Source organism: Vreelandella hamiltonii, from assembly GCF_014651795.1.
Lineage (GTDB): Bacteria > Pseudomonadota > Gammaproteobacteria > Pseudomonadales > Halomonadaceae > Vreelandella > Vreelandella hamiltonii.
The window spans coordinates 1-17,420 of the sequence record NZ_BMXO01000025.1 but is presented as its reverse complement, the minus strand read 5'-3'; the positions used below and the strand labels follow the sequence as shown (position 1 = coordinate 17,420).

Here is a 17,420-nt window from a genome sequence, read left to right as displayed (position 1 = left end):
GGGGATGATCGGCCGATTGCGCCGGTAGATGGCGGCGACGCGGGTTTCCACGTTGGGCATGTGCTTGCCCAGGAAGGCGAGGTTCTGGCCCACCAGCGGGCCGCCGTAGAAGGCTTTCACCGCCACCAGCTGCACCAGCCCCCCGGCAAACTCCAGCACCTGCAGGGCGCCGGGGTGCTCGATCAAACGGCGCACGTGGTCGGTCACCACCTGTTCCGGGCTGATCAAGACGTCGATGGGAATGGCTTCGTGGGCAAACAGGCCCTTGCGGGTGAGGTAAGCCGTGGAGCGAACCCGCGCGATCTTGGTGGGGGTGCGAAACAGCGTGTGGGCCACCTGACAGGCGATCATGTTGATCTCGTCGGTGTTGGTCACCGCGATCAGCATGTCGGCGTCTTCACAGCCCGCCTGGCGCAGCACGATGGGGTAGGAGCCCGCGCCGGTGACCGTGCGGATATCCAGCTTGGTGTGCAGCTCGCGTAGCTTGGCGCCGTCGGTGTCGACGACGGTAATGTCGTTTTCCTCGCGGGCAAGGTGCTCCGCCAGGGTGCCGCCGACCTGGCCAGCGCCAAGAATGATGATCTTCATTCGCTAATGTCCTCGCGGTCAAACTCGACGCAAAGCCGATACCCAATCCCCTGCTCGGTTTGCAGCAGGCTGGGAGTGTGTGGGTCATCGCCCAGTTTCTGGCGCAGCTTGCTAATCACAATACGTAAATAGTGGGTGTCTTGCTGATGGCTTGGCCCCCAGATGGTGCGCAGCAGGTGGGTTTGCGTCACGATACGGCCAGCCTGGCTGATGAGCTGTTGCAGCACCGCAAACTCTTTAGGGGTCAAATGGATCGTTTCTCCGTGAAATGTCACTCGATGCGCAGCAATATCGACGCTTAATGCGCCACATTGATAACGTGATGGGGCAATGGCCGGAGGATGCTGCCGCAACAGGGCGCGGATGCGGGCGAGCAGTTCCTGAATGCCAAAAGGCTTGGTGACATAATCATTTGCGCCGCTGTCCAGAGCGCGCACCTTCTCTGCTTCCTGACCGCGTACCGAGACAATGATGATTGGGATGCCGACCTGCTGGCGCAGCGTTCTGAGGACCTGCTGGCCGTCGATATCGGGCAGCCCCAAATCCAGCAAAATCAGATCGATGGGTTCAGTCGTCAAGCGCTCTCGCACGGAATGCAGAGCGGCAGCCCCTGTACTGGCTTCGCAGATGCAAAAGCCTTGTGACCCCAGGCTGATGCGTAAGAACTGACGAATTGCGGGCTCGTCGTCGACGATCAGTATGCGGGCGGGCTCAGGTGTCATCGCTCGGCTCCTGAATAGAGGGCGAGAGAGGCAGCGTCATGATGATTTGCGTGCCGTGCCCATTGGGGCCATCCGCCGCTGCCACCGTGCCGCCATGGGCACCCAGCATGCCACGGCAAATGGCGAGACCCAGCCCGGTGCCGTGCAGGCTACGGTCACCGTCGTTGCCGGTAAAAAACATCTCGAATACTCGTTCACGCATGGCGGCGGGAATGCCGGGCCCTTCATCGGTGATCGTGAGTGTGAGCGTGGTATGGCTAGGATCGGTAGATGCAGCGATGGTGATCACTCCGTCAGGCGGCGAAAATCGTGCCGCGTTTTCCAGCACATTGACCAGCGCCTGCTCGATCAAGGCAGGGTGAACGTTCAGGAGTGGCAGCTCGCTATCCCATGCCTGATGCACGTTGATATGCGTCAGTACACCCGCTAAGCGCCGGCGAGCGGAGGCCACCAGATCATCGACGCTGACCCAGTCGCGCTCGATCGCCAATTCGCCGTGGCCCAGTCGTGTCATGTCCAGCAAGTTCTGAATGTAACGGTTCAGGCGCTCGCTTTCATTGAGTACGCCGTCCAGCAATGCAAAGCGGTCCTGCTGGCTGAGCTGCGCATCCAGCGTGCGCAGCGAGCTTGCGGCACCAATGATCGAGGCGAGCGGCGTGCGTAAATCGTGAGACACCGAGGCGAGCAGGGCCGAGCGTAAGCGCTCTTGCTCCTCTGCCAACCGAGAGGCATTCAGCGCCAGCATACGCTCGCGGCTAACGCCCGCGATACGACCCACCACCAGTGCGATTAACAAAAAGAACAGCAGTGTGACTAGCTGCTCTCGCTCAGACACTGCCAATGAAAAGTACGGCTCGGTAAAGCCAACGTTAAACGCTACAAAGTTCACCAGCGCACTCATGAAAGCAGCATAGCTACTGGCCAGAACGGCGCAGGCAAGCACGGCCGTTAAAAAAATCAGCGATAAATTGGCCAGCGCGAGCCAGCTGTGCAACCACCAAGCGGCCAGCAGCGCAGCACCGCTAGTACCGAGCACCAAGGCTGACTCGCGCTGATCAGGAAGGCGAAACGCTGGCATCTTGTTCATCGTCAGCGCCGCCAGAACATGGGGGTCATCAGCACCACGACCGTCAATATCTCCAGGCGGCCCATCAGCATGCCCACACATAAAAGCCACTTGGCCGCATCGGGCAGGGTGGCGAAGTTGCCTGCCGGGCCAATGGTATCGCCCAGGCCAGGGCCGACGTTGGCCACCGCCGTGGCGGCGCCCGAAAGCGCCGTCACCAGGTCCAGCCCCAGCGCGGCAAGCCCTAATGCCAATACGGCAATAGTGATAAAGAAAAAGAACGAGAAGGCCACGACGCTGCGCGAAATATCGCTGGTGACCGGCTGCTGGTTGTAGCGGGTGGTAAAGATGCCGTTGGCATGAATCAGGTAGCGTAGCTGATTGCGCAGCATCAGCATGGCGATCTGGAAGCGGAAGATCTTCATGCCGCCGCTGGTGGAGCCGCTACAGCCGCCAATGAACGTCAGGTAAAAGAAAGCTGCAATCGGCAGTGTGCCCCACAGCGTATAGTCATCCGACGCATAGCCGGTAGTGGTGACCACGGACATGACGTTGAAGGTGACGTGAGTCAGGGAGACAAACCAGTCGTCGCCTTGCAAGACGCGCCAGGCGGTCAGGATGACGATGGCTGCCAACAGCAGTTTGAGCAGCCCACGCACCTGTTGGTCTTGCCATAAGGCGCTGCGCGAAGAGCGGATGAAACGGATGTACAGTACGAACGGTAGCGCACCGCAGAGCATGAAGAAGCTGCCCATCCACAGCAGCCAGGGCTGTTCTGCATAGGCGCCAAACGAGGCATCAGAGTTGGCAAAGCCGCCGGTGGAGAGCGAAGACATGCCATGCACGATGGCATCCAGTGGCTGCATACCGCCTAGCCAGTAACTGACCATGGCCGTTAGCGACAACATCACATAGATCGACAGCGTGGCTTTGGCAATGCCGCCGGTGCGGGGCATGACTTTATCCGACCAGTCCGAAGATTCGGTATGAAACAGACGCATACCGCCCACTTTCAAAAACGGCAGAATCGCGATGCCCATGACGATAATGCCGATCCCCCCCAGCCACTGCATCAAGCCGCGCCAAAGTTTCAAGCCGTCTGAGAGATTCTCGATGCCCACCAGCACAGTAGAGCCCGTGGTGGTGATGGCCGACACGGATTCAAAGACGGCATTGGTAAACGTTAGCTGCGGTGCGCCAAGAATCAGCGGCAGGCTGGCAAAGCCGCTAATGCTTACCCAACTGCCCGCCGTAAGGATAAACATCTGCCACGGTTTGAGTTCTAACGACGCACGATAAGTGAGCAGCAGTGTGGTAGCCACACAGGCGAGCACGAGCATGATAGAGAGGCCGAACGCCCGGGCGTCCGGGTCGCGCTCAATGAGCAGCACCGCCCAAGGCACCATCATGAACAGTGCGAGGATAAGCCATAGTACCGATAAAATCTTGAACACCGGTGCCCAGTGTCGGTAAAGCTCATTGCTGCGATAGAACCTTGCGTTTGTCGTATGCATTGCCTTGCTCATCGTTCATTTTGCTTAAGCATGGCCTATAACATCATGCACCTGCATAAAAAGTCCGTAAAAAATAAAATCCCGGCGCAGATTTCTCAGACGCCGGGGATGAGCAAGCCGCTCAAGCGAGGAAACAGCGCGTCAAGTACGCATCAACCTTTCACACCCCCAGCGGTCAGGCCGCCGATGATCCAGCGCTGGCAGATCAGGAAGGCCACGGTAATCGGCAGGCCAGATAGCACCGCCGCGGCGGCAAAGTTACCCCAGCGCTGGTTGTGATCGGCCAGGTACTGCTGGGCGCCCACGGCCAGGGTCAGCTTGTGCTCGTCCACCAGCAGTACCGACGCCATGGGGTACTCCATGATGCTCATCACGAACGCCAGAATGAACACCACCATCAGGATCGGCAGCGAGAGCGGCAGCAGGATGTAGCGAAACGCCTGCCAGGTGCTGGCGCCATCCACCATGGCGGCCTCTTCCAGCGAGCCGTCGATGGATTCGAAGTAGCCCTTGATCGTCCAGATATGCAGCGCCACCGCTCCAAGCGACGCCACGATCAGTGCGCCGTGGGTGTTGATGCCCAGCCAGCCCACGAACTGCCCCAGCCGGTCGAACAGCGCATACAGCGCCACCAGCGAGAGCACCGCCGGGAACATCTGAAAAATCAGCATGCCTTTGAGCAGCGGCTCCTTGCCCTTGAAGCGCATGCGCGCAAAGGCGTAGGCGCTGGTGGTGGCCAGCATCAGGATCAGCACCGACGACACCACCGCCACCTTGATGGAGTTCCACAGCCACAGCAGCACCGGGAAGGGCGGCTGCACGACGGTGCCATCGGCGCGCTCCCAGGGGATACCCAGCGCCAGTGACCAGTGCTCCAACGAGACGTTCTCGGGGATCAGGCTGCCGCTGGCAAAGTTGCCCTCTCGAAACGAGATCGAGATCACCAGCAGCAGCGGAAACACGATCAGCGAGACGAAACAGATCAGTGCCAGATGTGCTCCCAGGCGGCGTACGCCCACGGAGCGTGGTTGAACCATTGCCATCAGTAACCTCCTAGACCTTCACTTTGGAAAGGCGCAAATTGAGCAACGACATACCGGCCACCAGCAGGAAAATCAGCGTGGCAATGGCGGCCGCCAGGCCGAAGTTCTGTCCGGCATCCTGGAAGGCAATGCGGTAGGTGTAGCTCACCAGCAGGTCCGTGGTGCCCGCCGGGGTGCTGGCCCCCAGAATGTCCGGGTTGCCACCCGTGAGCAGCGCAATCAGCACGAAATTGTTGAAGTTGAACGCAAAGGCAGCAATCAACAGCGGCGTCAGGGGCTTGATGATCAGCGGCAGGGTGATGTGGAACAGGTTGCTGATCGGGCCGCCGCCATCCACCGCCGAGGCTTCGTACAAATCCCGAGGGAGCGCCTGAATCAGCCCCATGCAGAGCAGCAGCATGTAGGGGTAGCCTAGCCACGTATTGACGATGAGCAGCATGCTGCGGGCCAGCCACGGGTCGGTGAACCACTCCGGCCGCACGCCGAACAGGGTATCCAGAATCATGTTCACTTCACCGAAGTGCTGGTTGAACATGCCCTTGAAAATCAGAATCGAAATGAACGCCGGGACGGCGTAGGGCAGAATCAGCAGCGTGCGGTATATCGCTTTGCCGCGTAGCTGATCCCACTGCAACAGGGAGGCAAGCACGAAGCCCACGGCCAGGGTAAACACCACGGTGAGACTGGCAAACACGAAGGTCCATACGAAAATTTGCATGAACGGGCCGCGAATGTCCGGGTCGGTGAAGATTTGCGTGTAGTTCGAGAAACCCACGTTGACTGGCCAGCCCGGAGTGATGCGCTGGCCATCGTCGGCGACGAAAAAGCCGAGGGTGTGGTCCGGTGTCAGCACGCGGTCTTCTCGGCGATCGTATAGCGTGCCATCCTCCCGGGCCTCGTAGCGGTCGAGCATGGGCGCAGACTGGCGAATACCGGCCATGCGCAGCTCGGTGCCTTCGGGAGTGATCAGGCGTAGCCCCTGCAGGGCACTGCGCGCTTGAATGATGTCGCGCATGGGCAGCGGGTCTGCGATGGGAGCGTCACTGGCCGCCTGCAGGCCTAGCTGGCGAGACTCCACATTGGCCAGGTTCAGCGGTGACGACATCCAGCGCTGGCGCTCGTTTTCCAGCCGCAAACGCACCAGATCGCCTTCGGCATAAAGCGTGAGATCGAAAGCGTCATCGTCTTCCTGATAGGTCTGGCTCATCAACTGGCTGCGCACCCGCTCTTCCGAGAGCAGGTTGGTGGAGCTGTAGTTGCTGAAGCTGATCCCGAAGGTGTAGATCAGTGGAAAAATGACGAACACCCCCAGCCCTGCCACGGCTGGGAAAATATACCGGTGGCTCATCAGCGAACGCTTGGTGAAGACCACGCCCAGCGAGCCGCCGAGAAGCAGAAACAGCAGTGCGAACATCCACTGCCCGTTCAAATGAAAGGCCAGCACCAGCCAGAGTAGAGCGATGACCAGGGCCGCTATCACGCCGCGCAGAGCCCAGCGGGTGTAGCGTTCGGCAAGATGGCGAGAGCGGTGGCGGGGCAGGCCACGAGACGCATTGGTGGTATACATGATGGCTTCCTGAAGGCTGCCCGGCGCTTACACCGCCGGGCAGCAAGGGCAAAAGAGTGGCTACTGACGCATCCGGCGAGCAGCGGCATCCAGCGCTTCCTGGGGCGATTGGCGCCCGCTGCCGATGTTCTGCAGCGCGGGCTCCATGGCCGCCCAGAAGGCTCCCATTTCAGGAATGTTGGGCATCGGCATGCCCACTTCGGCGTTGTCGAGCGTGGCGGCAATGTTGGGGTTGTCCGCCAGCGCTGCCTGGTAATCGATATGCGCCACTGCGCCCAGCGAACCGTCGCTGTTGAAGGTGCGCATGCCCGCTTCACTCAGCAGGTAGTTCTCCAAAAATTCCACCGCCAGGAAGTCGTTGGGCGTGGCGGAATTGATCATCGCGGTCATCACGCCAAACATCGGTCGGGCGCGCTCGTCGCCTACCCGGGGCAGCAGCGCCACGCCATAATCGATGCCGCTGCGCTCCAGGTTGGGCCATGCCCAGGGGCCGCTGATCATGGTGGCGACTTCGCCCCGGTTGAAGCGAGTATCCATCAGGTTGTAGTCGGTGCCCCGGGGCACCACGCCGCTATCGATCAGCTCCACCAGCAGCTCGGCCCCCTGCAGGGCACCGGCATTGTTGACCCCGATGTCGCTGACATCATAGCCGCTATCGGTTTGCTTGAACGGGTAACCGCCGTTGGCGGCCAGCAGGGTCCAGCCATAATAGGGCTCGCTGTAGTCGAACAGGATGGCCTTTTTACCCTCAGGGGCCAGGGTGGCGTCCAGTTCGATCAGTTCCGCGAAGCTGTCGGGCGGGGTATCCACCAACGCCTTGTTATAAATCAGGCCAAGGGACTCCACGGAAATCGGGTAGCCATAGGTATCACCGTTCCACAGCGCGGCTTCCCAGGTGAAATCGAAAAACCCTTCACGGAACGCGCTGCTGGGGGATACCTGCCGGAGCAGGCCGCTTTGCGCCCATTCCCCCATGCGGTCGTGGGCCCAGATGACGATGTCCGGCCCCTGACCGCTCCCCGCCGCCTGCTGAAAGCGGTCGGTGAGGTTGTCCGGAAACACCACCTCTACCCGGATGCCGGTCTCTTCCAGAAACTGCGCGGCCACCGCGCGAATGCCTTCCTGCCCCTTGTTGTCGCCCATCCAGATCGTCAGGCGGTCCTCCTCGAAGGCCAGCGCGGGGGTAGCGAGGCCTGTTGCCAATGCCGTGGCGAATAGCGGCGTGAAAAAGCTGCGTTTCATTGTCATGATGTGCATACCTCGTGTAAGGCCATTGTTATTGTCGTGCACGATGCCGTCAGCGCGTGCCTTGTCGTGCCAGCCTCGCCAATCTGGTGTTGCGCCGCCTCCTCCCTGCGGGGGAGGAGGATGGCGTATGCCGGGGGCGTAGGGCCGAGCACTACAGGTACCGCCTGACAGGAAAAGCAGCCATGGCGATTTTTTTGTAGTAAAATTACACGAAATATTGCGTATAATGCCCGTTATCAGATAGATTTTAGGTAATCTAACTACATAAGTTGGATCACCTAATTATAAACAGGAGCTGAGATGAGCCAGTCACATGCACCGCTAGGCGACCCCAATCATGCGATTGATCTCGCGCTGTTCGGGGCGCTTGGTGACCTTGCCATGCGCAAGCTGTTCCCTGCGCTGTATCATCTTGATCGCGAAGGGCTGATGCCTGAAAGCACGCGGATCATGGGGCTGGCGCGTCAGGAGCATGACACGGCCGAGTTTCGTCAGCTGGTCAGCGCCGCGTTGCAAAAGCGCCTGAAAAAGGACGAGCAGGACAAGGCCAGCATGGAGCGCTTCCTGCAACGGCTGGAGTACCTGAAGCTCGACTTCACCACGGTGGACGGCTACGACGCGCTTCGCCAATGGCGTGAAGGCGCACGGCGCCCCATGGTGGTCTACCTTTCCGTGGCGGCGCGGATCTATGGCGATATCTGCCACAATCTCCAGGCCAGCAATAGCCTGGATGACGATACCCGAGTGATCGTCGAGAAGCCGATTGGCTATGACCTGGCGTCGTCGGAAGAGATCAACGACGCCATCGGTGCCGTGTTCCCCGAGTCCCGCATCTATCGTATCGACCACTATCTAGGTAAAGAGACGGTTCAGAACCTGATTGCCCTGCGCTTTGCCAACCCGCTCTTCGGCACCCAGTGGAACCAGAACCACATCTCTCACGTCGAGATCACCGTGGCCGAAAAGGTCGGCATCGAAGGGCGCTGGGGCTACTTCGACGACGCGGGCCAGCTGCGCGATATGGTGCAGAATCACCTGCTGCAACTGCTCTGCCTGATTGCCATGGACCCGCCTTCCAATCTGGATGCCGATGCCATCCGTGATGAGAAGGTAAAAGTGCTCAAGGCGCTGAAGCCGTTTACCGGCGAAGCGCTGGGCCGCGACGTGGTGCGTGGCCAGTACATTGCCGGTACCAGCGATGGCCAGGCCGTGCCGGGCTACCTGGAAGAAGAGGGCGCCAACACCCAGAGCCAGACCGAAACCTTCGTGGCCATGAAGACCGAAGTGTCCAACTGGCGCTGGGCGGGCGTGCCGTTCTACCTGCGTACCGGCAAGCGTATGCCGGAAAAGCTGTCGCAGATCGTCATTCACTTCCGTCAGCAGCCGCATTACATCTTCGACCCGGACCAGCGTGGCATCGCTTCCAACAAGCTGATCATTCGCCTGCAGCCGGAAGAGGGCATCGCCCTTCAGGTGCTCACCAAGGATAGCGGCCTGGACAAGGGCATGCGCTTGCGTCCCGGCCCGCTGCACCTGGATTTCAATAGCGCCTTCCCGAAATCGCGTATTCCGGATGCCTACGAGCGTCTGCTGCTGGAAGTCATGAAAGGCCAGCAGTACCTGTTCGTGCGGCGTGACGAAGTGGAGCACGCCTGGCGCTGGTGCGACCAGCTGATCAATGGCTGGAAATCACGCGAAACTCCGCCGCGCCGCTACCCCGCAGGCTCCTGGGGGCCGGTGGCCTCGATTGCCATGATTACCCAGGATGGCCGCAGCTGGTACGAGGATTATTGAAATGAGCACTACACGACAAGCGCTGGCCGAGCAGCTGGCTGAAGCCGTTTATCAAGCCCTGGCGGCAGACCTTGCGCACCAGGAGCGTGCCCTGCTGGTGGTATCGGGCGGTTCGACGCCGGTGCCGTTTTTTAAAGCGCTGGCGCAAAAGCCGCTGGCCTGGGCGCGGGTGGACATCACCCTGGCCGATGAACGCTGGGTGGATGAGCAGAGCAGCGACAGCAATGCCAAACTGGTGCGCGACAACCTGCTGCAAGGCCCGGCAGCAGCGGCTACGTTCGTACCGTTGACCTCGGCGCACGGCACGCCGGAAGAGGGCGTGGCTGCCGTGGCTGAGGCCACGGCAGGCCTTGCCTGGCCCGCCAGCGTGGTGATTCTGGGCATGGGCGGAGACGGCCACACGGCCTCGCTGTTCCCGGATAGCCAGGAGCTGGGGCTGGCGCTCTCCACCGACGAGCCGCTGGTTGCCGTGCGCACCCCCAGCCAGCCGCAGCCGCGTATTACTTTCTCGGCGGACCGTCTGCATCAGGCAAAACGCCACATTCTGCATATTACCGGCGATGACAAACGTGCCGTATTGGCCAACGCCATGAGTGGTGACGACGTTCGGACACTGCCGATTCGCGCCTTTTTATCTTGCCCGCTGGCGATCTACTGGGCGCCCTGACGGCAGGCCTTCGCCAATAACAATTTGCTTGGAGATTCACTGATGACCATCGATAAACAGTTACCCTCAACGCGCACCGCCGAGCTGGACAGTATTTGCCTGAAGGCCGAAGTCATTCCGGTCATTACCATCGAACGCATCGAGGATGCCGTGCCGCTGGGCCGTGCGCTGGTAGAGGGCGGCCTGAGCGTTCTGGAAGTGACGCTGCGTACCGACTGCGCGCTGGAAGCCATCAAGCGCATGAAAGAAGCCCTGCCGGGGGCCAGCATTGGTGTCGGCACGGTGCTCACGCCTGCACAGTACCGCCAGGCCGAACAGGTCGGCGCCGATTTCGTGGTGACGCCGGGGGCCACCGAGGCGCTGTACCGCTACGGCGTCGAGAGCCCGGTGCCCATGCTGCCGGGCGTTTCTACCATTTCCGAGCTGATGACCGGCTGGCAGTACGGCTACCGCCGCTTCAAGTTCTTCCCCGCGGAGTCCAGCGGCGGTGCCAAGGCAATCAAGGCGTTCGGCGCGCCGATCCCAGAAGCGCGTTTCTGCCCCACGGGCGGCATCACCGTGGACAATGCCGAATCCTACCTCTCGCTGCCCAACGTGATGTGCGTCGGCGGCTCCTGGCTGACCCCGAAAGCCATGGTCGACGCCGAAGATTGGGACGGCATCCGCGAACTGGCCCGCCAGGCCGCCGAGCGCTTCCATCACTGATGGGTAGCCAGCTAACACCGTAATACCGTACCGAGCACTCTCGTCACTTGCTTCACTGATGTCGGGTCATGTGAGCAGGACGTTTGCCCGAGCATGTTGCCATGCTCGGGCTTTTTTGTTGGACTTAATTAGGACTAAAGACGGATAACGTCGATATATTCGCGTCAACTAAGATGAGGCTTCGATATGTCAGACATTTAGTGCGCGTCTCGATATATGGCGCGTTTTTTATATAAAGAGGAAAGCGAGCATGCATATGTTGACCCTGGCGTCGTTCCTGTTTTTCACAGGGCTTGTCGCCTTCATTACGTGGCGCATCACTCGGCGCGACGATCACTCCAGCACTAGCGGCTATTTTCTAGCAGGGCGCACGCTTACCTTTCCGCTAATCGCAGGCTCACTGTTAATGACCAACCTCTCTACGGAGCAGATGGTAGGCCTCAACGGTGCGGCGTTTGCTGATGGGTTAAGCGTCATGGCTTGGGAAGTCGTGGCAGTGATTGCTCTGGTCGCTCTGGCGTTATTTTTCCTTCCGCGCTTTTTGAAAAGTGGTATTGCCACGCTGCCTCAGCTACTCGAAATTCGTTTCGATAAAACAACGCAGCTGATCACCAACGTCATTTTTCTCCTTGCCTACGCGGTCATTCTGCTGCCGATCATTCTCTACTCGGGCGCCATTGGTTTGCAGGGAATGCTCGATCTTCAAGGGCTGATGGGCATTGAGTCGACCAATACGCTGCTGTGGCTGACGGTATGGATCGTTGGCATCATTGGGGCCATCTATGCCCTGTTTGGCGGGCTGCGCACGGTTGCTGTATCCGATACGCTGAATGGCGTGGGGCTTTTGATTGGCGGTTTCGTCATCGTCTATTTCGGCCTGCAGGCGGTCAGTGACGGCAGCGGCGTGATGGAAGGTTGGAATATTCTCAAAGAGAGCGATCCAGATAAGCTGAATTCGATTGGTGGCCCTGAACAGCAGGTGCCGTTCTTCACCCTGTTTACCGGCGTCTTCCTGATTAATCTCTTCTATTGGAGCACCAACCAGCAGATCATCCAGCGCACTTTTGCCGCGAAGAACCTGGCCGAAGGGCAGAAGGGCGTACTGCTGACCGGTCTCTTCAAACTGCTGGGGCCTCTGTATCTGGTGCTGCCGGGTATCATCGCTTATCACTTGTATGCCGATCAGGGCGTACGTGCCGACGAAGCATATGGCCATCTGGTATTTAATGTGCTGCCCCCTTACCTCACCGGTTTCTTTGCCGCCGTGATGGTCGGGGCCATTCTGTCGTCGTTCAACTCTGCGCTGAATAGCACCACGACGATTTTCAGCATGGGTATTTATAAGGGTGTGCTGAATAAAGACGCGACCGAAGCGCAGGTGGTGAAGTCCGGCAAGGTGTTTGGTTGGATCATGGCTGTGACCACAATGATCATCGCGCCGCTGTTGGCGGGCCAGGAGAGCCTGTTCGGCTATTTACAGAAGATGAACGCGATCTACTTCATCCCCATTCTGGCGGTCGTGCTGGTGGGGTTGCTGACCAAGCGAGTACCGCCGATGGCCGCCAAGGTGGCGCTGATCGGTGGCTGTTTGCTGATTGCCGCAGGCTACTTCGTGCCGCCGTTCACGCTATTGCCGCAGGTGATGCACGAATTCCACTTCGTCGCGCTGGTGTTCGTGCTGCTGGTAGCGGTGATGCTGGTGATTGGTAAAATGCGTCCCCGCGAGACCGACTGGGTTCAAGAGCACAGCGGTGATGTGGATTTGACGCCTTGGAAAGGCGCCGTGCCTGCCGGAATCGTATTGGTGGTGCTGGTCATCGTGATGTACATCAGCTTTGCGGCTTAAGGCCTGGCATTCATAACGTAGTGAACAAGGCCACGCTATGGTTATCGAGGCCTTGTGCTTTAAGGTTATTGGCTGGTCAGGTCAGTCGCAGAGGTAATTCTGCTAGGCCTGCAATACCGGTTTCTACCACGTAAAGCGAGCCTGCGGTCGGCTCCTGAGCTAACTGCGCAGCGCTAAATCCTTCTTGTGCTGTGGTGATATAGAGCTTCGTAAGGCCGGGGCCAGCAAATGCTGGGCAAGAAGGTTGGCTCACTGGTAACTCAACGCGACCAATGATGTCGCCATCAGGGTTTAAGCGCACGACCTGTCCTGCCCCCCACAGGGCTAGCCATAGGCAGCCTTCGCTATCGACGACTGCGCCATCGGGATTGCCAGCGGTAGAGGAGAAGTCTGCCCAAGGCTCTGGGTCGCCTTGGGGCCAGCCTTCCCTGTCTAGCGTCCAGCGCATCACGACACTTGTTGCCGTATCGGTAAACCAAGCCGAGTGGCCGTCTGCCGAGAAACAGAGGGCATTGGGAATGGTTAGCCCGGTGCGTAAGCATGTGAGTTCGCCTCGATGCAAGCGATACAGTGCTCCGGCCCCCGGTTCGGCAGCCTTACCCATGCTGGAAAGCCACAGACTGCCGTGGCGGTCCACGCGGGCGTCATTGCTGCGAGTAAGCGGGTTATCGGTTTCAAAATTTCCCCATCGCTTGACGGTTCCAACGTCCGGGCCGAAGAGGCTCAAGCGGTCTTCACCCACCAGCAGCAGGCCGCCGGTGTCGAGCGGAGTAGCCAACGAGATTTTGTGATCGAGCGCATATTGACCGCTACTCTGGCTGGCAGGGGCTAGCCAGTGTAGCCGCTGCTCAAGAATGTCGCACCAATAGAGCCGCTCGTTCGCTGCGTCCCACTGTGGGCCTTCGCCTAGCGTGCAACGGCAATCAAGGGCCAACTCCGCTTGCCAGGTTGAGGTATGCTCGTTTGGGCTCATTATTGCCTCGCTGCCTGCCAAGCGTCGACCAGCGCCTGTGCCTGTTGTCCAACTTGAGCGGCGCTTTGGCCGGGTTTATACAGCGCGCTGCCAAGGCCCGCTCCGTCCACGCCAGCAGTGCGCCACTCGGCAAAGTTCTCTACTCCTACGCCGCCCACGGCATATAGCAGCGTCCCTTTGGGCAGTACCGCGCGGACTGCCGTCATGCCTTCTAGACCCACTTGGGCCGCTGGAAATAGTTTTAAGCCGGTAGCGCCGGCGTCCAATGCATCGAACGCTTCAGAGGGGGTGACTATGCCCGGCCAACTGGCCATGCCAAGCCGATAAGTTTCTTCGATGACAGCCGGGCGGCAGTTGGGTGATACGATCAAACGGCCCCCAGCGGCGTGAACATCCCGCACTTGCGCGGTGGTTAAGACCGTTCCAGCACCAATCACGGCGCGTTCGCCAAAGGCATCCACTAGGAGACGGATGCTGTCTAACGGTTCGGGGGAGTTCAGCGGCACTTCAATTTGAGTAATCCCAGCGGCAAGCACCGCGCCTGCAATCTCAACAACGTCGGTGGGGGTGACCCCACGTAGAATACCGATTAAGGGCAGTGACATAGGCGATTTCTCCATATATCGGTTCGGCAAGCAAGGGCAGCGTTAAGCCGTTTCCTTGAGCGCATGGTGGGCGAGGCTTAGGCCTGCCAGTACGGCGGTGTTGCCGTCCAGATGCTGAGTAGGGCGGCCGATGGTGTTTAATGCCAAGGTGTAGCGCTGGCAAAGGGCTTGATTGCCAATCAGCGCAATGGGCTCATTTGACGCGTACTGGCGGGATGCACCGGATAGTTCTAATCCAATCACCAAGCCCGAAAGCCTCGCCGCTAGGAGGTTGTGTCGTGGGGCATCGGTGGGCAGTTTGGTGTCCAGCAAGTCCTGTGCGCGTAGGCCAAACAGGCGGCTGCTAAAGGCGTCTGGAGCCTCATAGCTTTCACGCACCGCTGCCAGGAAGATGTCACGGCCCATCTCGTCATCCAGGTCGTCGCTGCCGATGGAGTGCCGTAACACCGATTGACGCGCCAGCAAATGGTAAAGCTCCCCTGTTAAATAGGTACTAAAGCTACCCACCGTTCCCGCTTCCAGCTGGGCCCATTTAGAGTGAGTGCCCGGCAGACAGGCGAGACCTGAAAAGTGGGGGTGATCAGCCAGCAAGCCCGCCAGTTGGGTCTCTTCGCCGCGCATGACATCGAAATGGGTAGCGTTAGCGCGGGCTTGGCTCAAACCAGGGAGTAAATAAACTCGCAGCTGCTGGTTAGCCAGTTGAGGCGTCACTGCTCCCATGCCTAGTTGATGAAGGGGCGTGGGCACTGGTAGGTAGGCGGCTTCCAACCAGCCTTGGCGTGCCCCTGCCATACCGCACACCACCACGTCCACCTGGCGGTTCGCGGGCAGCCAGTCGGCGATCAAGCGCAGTAACTCAGCTTCATACTGAACTGGGGTTAACGCGAGCATTCCCTTATTGCTACTGGCTTGGGCAATGACTTGATCGTGCTGGTCCAGTCCCCAGACGCGAAGATTACTGGAACCCCAGTCTGCGGCAACCCATGCTAGGTGTTGTTCAAGGGCGCTCTTCATGTGCGCTCTCCATCCGCGGTGATAAATACGCTTTGACCAGCTAAATTATTAAACTCCACTTTACTGATTGGATCTGTCATGCCGCTCTCCATTGGCTAGATCAAGGTTACCACTCGGCGATTGAGCCATCTTCATGGGTCCACACGGGGTTGCGCCAGCGGTGCCCGGTTTTGGCCCGCTCTTCGACAAAGGCTTCATCGATTTCCACGCCTAACCCTGGGCCTCGAGGGATGGCACAAAAGCCGTCTTCAATGGCTAACGCCGTTTTATCCACTAGGTAGTCCAGCACATCGTTACCCTGGTTGTAGTGGATCCCCATGCTTTGTTCTTGGATAAAGGCGTTATGGCTCACCGCATCCAACTGCAGAGAGGCGGCCAGGGTAAGAGGGCCCAGCGGGCAGTGGGGCGCTAGAGCAACGTCGTAGGAAGAGGCGAGCGCAGCAATTTTTAGCCCTTCGCTAATACCGCCGCAGTGGGAAATATCCGGCTGCACAATATCAATCATGCCATCCGCCAGCAGGTCGCGGAACTGAAAGCGGGTGTGCAAGCGCTCGCCGGTAGCTAAAGGGTAGCCAAGGCCTCCAGCGATATTTTTTAAGCAGGGCAGGTGTTCGGGAGCCACTGGCTCTTCGACAAACATGGGATGAAACGGCTCCAGTTCGCGTAGCAGCGCTTTCGCCATTGGCCGATGTACGCGGCCATGAAAGTCGATGCCGATACCCACGTCAGGCCCTACCGCGTCCCGCGCTTCTGCTACTCGGGCGACCGCCTCATCCACTTTGCGATGGGAGTCGACGATCTGCAACTCGGGCGTGCCGTTCATTTTGAAAGCGGTGAACCCTTTCTCTACCAGGGCTCTAGCACCCGCGCCCACATCGCTTGGGCGGTCGCCGCCAGTCCAGGCATACATCCGCATCTTATCGCGAACGGCCCCGCCCAAGAGTTGATGGACGGGCACTCCCAGATCGCGCCCTTTTAAATCCCATAGCGCTTGGTCGATCCCTGCAATGGCGCTCATCAGAATCGGGCCGCCTCGGTAGAACCCCGCGCGATACATGGTGTTCCATAGGTGCTCGATCCGGTGAGGGTCTTGACCAATCAAGTAGTCGGCCAGCTCGTGCACGGCGGCTTCTACCGTGGCGGCACGCCCTTCAATGACCGGTTCGCCCCAGCCGTAGCACCCTTCATCGGTTTCGATTTTGAGGAAAAGCCAGCGGGGCGGCACTTGCCAGGTTTTTAAACGAGTGATTTTCATTGATCTTCTACCTTTGCTAGCGAGATAAGTGATTAATGAGTGAAGGAGGGCTCGTGGACAATGCCCAAATCGACTGCCGTACGGCGCAGGACTTCTTTGGCAGCCGCCGCTGCGGCTTCCGGGTCGCGATGGACGATGCCCTCTAAAACGGCCTGGTGCCTCGCTAAGCTGTCATCAAGCGTGCTGGTTTGGTGTTGGGAGCCGTGCACCAACGCCATGATTGAGGGACGTAATAAGTGCCCCATTTGCCGCCATACAAGGTTGTGGCTAGCGCTGTAAGTGGCATCGTGGAACATCACGTCGTATTCCGCGTGCTGATGACGACCCGCGGGGTCCGTTGCCGTTCGCTTCATGCCTTCAAAAGCGGCTCGCAAACGATCGAGGTCTTCTTCATTAGCGGCTTGGGCCGCTAAACTGGCCACGATCGGCTCTGCCGAAAAACGAAAGGCGTAAATGGCGCGGATCAGCTCGGGATCTAGGTTGGTAAGCCCAGTCATCCATTCGCTCATCAGCGGGTCAAGTAAGTGCCAATCGCTCATTTGTCTGATTTGCGTTCCTCTACCTGCTGTGCGCTCTAAAAGCCCGGCAGCCGTCAAGCTGGCTAAGGCGTTGCGTACTTGATTGCGGCTGACGCCAAAGTGGTTGCTGATATCCATCTCTTTGGGGAACAGCTCGCCTGGTTGCCATGTTCCCGCCAGCAACGCTCTGGCTAGGGTGCGTTAACAATTGCTGATGGAGATCGGGCTGATTTAGAATATCAGCATTTTTCGGTGATCTATGCCTCGGCTAATGCTACGTGATGACCAATGGGAG

Annotated in this window: 16 protein-coding genes; 4 read left to right on the top strand and 12 right to left on the bottom strand. The window is 59.2% G+C overall.

What is annotated here, in order from left to right:
• The 7 genes from trkA to malE all read right to left on the bottom strand — a co-directional run.
• A partial coding sequence (gene trkA / locus IE061_RS17770; RefSeq protein WP_193460976.1) for a Trk system potassium transporter TrkA occupies nucleotides 1-588 on the bottom strand: 588 nt, incomplete at its 3' end.
• Nucleotides 585-1,310: a response regulator gene (locus IE061_RS17765; protein WP_096922759.1), complete on the bottom strand. Its 726-nt coding sequence runs from the start codon at nucleotides 1,308-1,310 to the stop codon at nucleotides 585-587. The genes IE061_RS17765 and trkA, both read right to left, overlap by 4 nt.
• The gene (locus tag IE061_RS17760; RefSeq protein ID WP_227406630.1) at nucleotides 1,300-2,397 is read right to left on the bottom strand and encodes a sensor histidine kinase; all 1,098 of its coding nucleotides are present in this window, start codon (nucleotides 2,395-2,397) and stop codon (nucleotides 1,300-1,302) included. The genes IE061_RS17765 and IE061_RS17760 overlap by 11 nt, the downstream gene beginning before the upstream one ends.
• 2 nt (nucleotides 2,398-2,399) lie before the next feature.
• A complete protein-coding gene (locus IE061_RS17755; protein WP_096922760.1) occupies nucleotides 2,400-3,890 on the bottom strand; it encodes a TrkH family potassium uptake protein in 1,491 nt (496 codons plus the stop codon).
• Nucleotides 3,891-4,042: 152 nt separating this feature from the next.
• A complete protein-coding gene (malG, locus tag IE061_RS17750) occupies nucleotides 4,043-4,933 on the bottom strand; it encodes a maltose ABC transporter permease MalG (RefSeq protein ID WP_096922761.1) in 891 nt (296 codons plus the stop codon).
• 10 nt (nucleotides 4,934-4,943) lie between these two features.
• Nucleotides 4,944-6,500 (bottom strand): maltose ABC transporter permease MalF, encoded by a 1,557-nt coding sequence (gene malF, locus IE061_RS17745; RefSeq protein WP_193462206.1) that lies wholly within the window; start codon nucleotides 6,498-6,500, stop codon nucleotides 4,944-4,946.
• A gap of 60 nt (nucleotides 6,501-6,560) precedes the next feature.
• On the bottom strand, nucleotides 6,561-7,748 hold the full coding sequence (gene malE / locus IE061_RS17740) for a maltose/maltodextrin ABC transporter substrate-binding protein MalE (protein ID WP_227406629.1): 1,188 nt from the start codon (nucleotides 7,746-7,748) through the stop codon (nucleotides 6,561-6,563).
• A gap of 300 nt (nucleotides 7,749-8,048) precedes the next feature.
• Between malE and zwf the strand changes: the two genes are divergently transcribed.
• The 4 genes from zwf (at nucleotide 8,049) to IE061_RS17720 (ending at nucleotide 12,760) form a co-directional block, all read left to right on the top strand.
• Entirely contained in the window at nucleotides 8,049-9,542 is a 1,494-nt protein-coding gene (gene zwf / locus IE061_RS17735; RefSeq protein WP_096922764.1) for a glucose-6-phosphate dehydrogenase, read from the top strand.
• Nucleotide 9,543: 1 nt separating this feature from the next.
• Entirely contained in the window at nucleotides 9,544-10,209 is a 666-nt protein-coding gene (pgl, locus tag IE061_RS17730; RefSeq protein ID WP_096922765.1) for a 6-phosphogluconolactonase, read from the top strand.
• Nucleotides 10,210-10,251: 42 nt separating this feature from the next.
• Nucleotides 10,252-10,914: a bifunctional 4-hydroxy-2-oxoglutarate aldolase/2-dehydro-3-deoxy-phosphogluconate aldolase gene (locus IE061_RS17725; RefSeq protein WP_039179577.1), complete on the top strand. Its 663-nt coding sequence runs from the start codon at nucleotides 10,252-10,254 to the stop codon at nucleotides 10,912-10,914.
• A gap of 250 nt (nucleotides 10,915-11,164) precedes the next feature.
• Entirely contained in the window at nucleotides 11,165-12,760 is a 1,596-nt protein-coding gene (locus IE061_RS17720; protein ID WP_193462205.1) for a solute:sodium symporter family transporter, read from the top strand.
• Between the two features lie 76 nt (nucleotides 12,761-12,836).
• Here the strand turns inward: IE061_RS17720 and IE061_RS17715 are convergent, their stop codons facing one another.
• From IE061_RS17715 to IE061_RS17695, 5 genes are all read right to left on the bottom strand, one after another.
• Nucleotides 12,837-13,733, bottom strand: coding sequence for an SMP-30/gluconolactonase/LRE family protein (locus tag IE061_RS17715; protein ID WP_193462204.1), 897 nt, complete (start codon nucleotides 13,731-13,733; stop codon nucleotides 12,837-12,839).
• Nucleotides 13,733-14,338 carry a 2-dehydro-3-deoxy-6-phosphogalactonate aldolase gene (locus IE061_RS17710; RefSeq protein WP_193462203.1) on the bottom strand — a complete coding sequence of 202 codons (606 nt, stop codon included), beginning with the start codon at nucleotides 14,336-14,338 and terminating at the stop codon, nucleotides 13,733-13,735. Before IE061_RS17710 ends, IE061_RS17715 begins: the two co-directional genes overlap by 1 nt.
• Nucleotides 14,339-14,380: 42 nt before the next feature.
• A complete protein-coding gene (locus IE061_RS17705; protein ID WP_193462202.1) occupies nucleotides 14,381-15,352 on the bottom strand; it encodes a 2-dehydro-3-deoxygalactonokinase in 972 nt (323 codons plus the stop codon).
• 106 nt (nucleotides 15,353-15,458) lie between these two features.
• The gene (dgoD, locus tag IE061_RS17700; RefSeq protein ID WP_193462201.1) at nucleotides 15,459-16,607 is read right to left on the bottom strand and encodes a galactonate dehydratase; all 1,149 of its coding nucleotides are present in this window, start codon (nucleotides 16,605-16,607) and stop codon (nucleotides 15,459-15,461) included.
• 32 nt (nucleotides 16,608-16,639) lie between these two features.
• Nucleotides 16,640-17,308, bottom strand: a complete 669-nt coding sequence (locus tag IE061_RS17695) for a FadR/GntR family transcriptional regulator (RefSeq protein WP_268992392.1) — start codon at nucleotides 17,306-17,308, stop codon at nucleotides 16,640-16,642.
• Nucleotides 17,309-17,420: the final 112 nt, after the last annotated feature.

Coding starts and splice junctions, on each gene's coding strand:
- IE061_RS17755 (WP_096922760.1), bottom strand. CDS start 3,890: ATGCATACGACAAACGCAAGGTTCTATCGCAGCAATGAGCTTTACCGA.
- malF (WP_193462206.1), bottom strand. CDS start 6,500: ATGTATACCACCAATGCGTCTCGTGGCCTGCCCCGCCACCGCTCTCGC.
- pgl (WP_096922765.1), top strand. CDS start 9,544: ATGAGCACTACACGACAAGCGCTGGCCGAGCAGCTGGCTGAAGCCGTT.
- dgoD (WP_193462201.1), bottom strand. CDS start 16,607: ATGAAAATCACTCGTTTAAAAACCTGGCAAGTGCCGCCCCGCTGGCTT.
- IE061_RS17715 (WP_193462204.1), bottom strand. CDS start 13,733: ATGAGCCCAAACGAGCATACCTCAACCTGGCAAGCGGAGTTGGCCCTT.
- IE061_RS17725 (WP_039179577.1), top strand. CDS start 10,252: ATGACCATCGATAAACAGTTACCCTCAACGCGCACCGCCGAGCTGGAC.
- IE061_RS17765 (WP_096922759.1), bottom strand. CDS start 1,310: ATGACACCTGAGCCCGCCCGCATACTGATCGTCGACGACGAGCCCGCA.
- IE061_RS17720 (WP_193462205.1), top strand. CDS start 11,165: ATGCATATGTTGACCCTGGCGTCGTTCCTGTTTTTCACAGGGCTTGTC.
- malE (WP_227406629.1), bottom strand. CDS start 7,748: ATGACAATGAAACGCAGCTTTTTCACGCCGCTATTCGCCACGGCATTG.
- IE061_RS17705 (WP_193462202.1), bottom strand. CDS start 15,352: ATGAAGAGCGCCCTTGAACAACACCTAGCATGGGTTGCCGCAGACTGG.
- IE061_RS17760 (WP_227406630.1), bottom strand. CDS start 2,397: ATGAACAAGATGCCAGCGTTTCGCCTTCCTGATCAGCGCGAGTCAGCC.
- zwf (WP_096922764.1), top strand. CDS start 8,049: ATGAGCCAGTCACATGCACCGCTAGGCGACCCCAATCATGCGATTGAT.
- malG (WP_096922761.1), bottom strand. CDS start 4,933: ATGGCAATGGTTCAACCACGCTCCGTGGGCGTACGCCGCCTGGGAGCA.
- IE061_RS17710 (WP_193462203.1), bottom strand. CDS start 14,338: ATGTCACTGCCCTTAATCGGTATTCTACGTGGGGTCACCCCCACCGAC.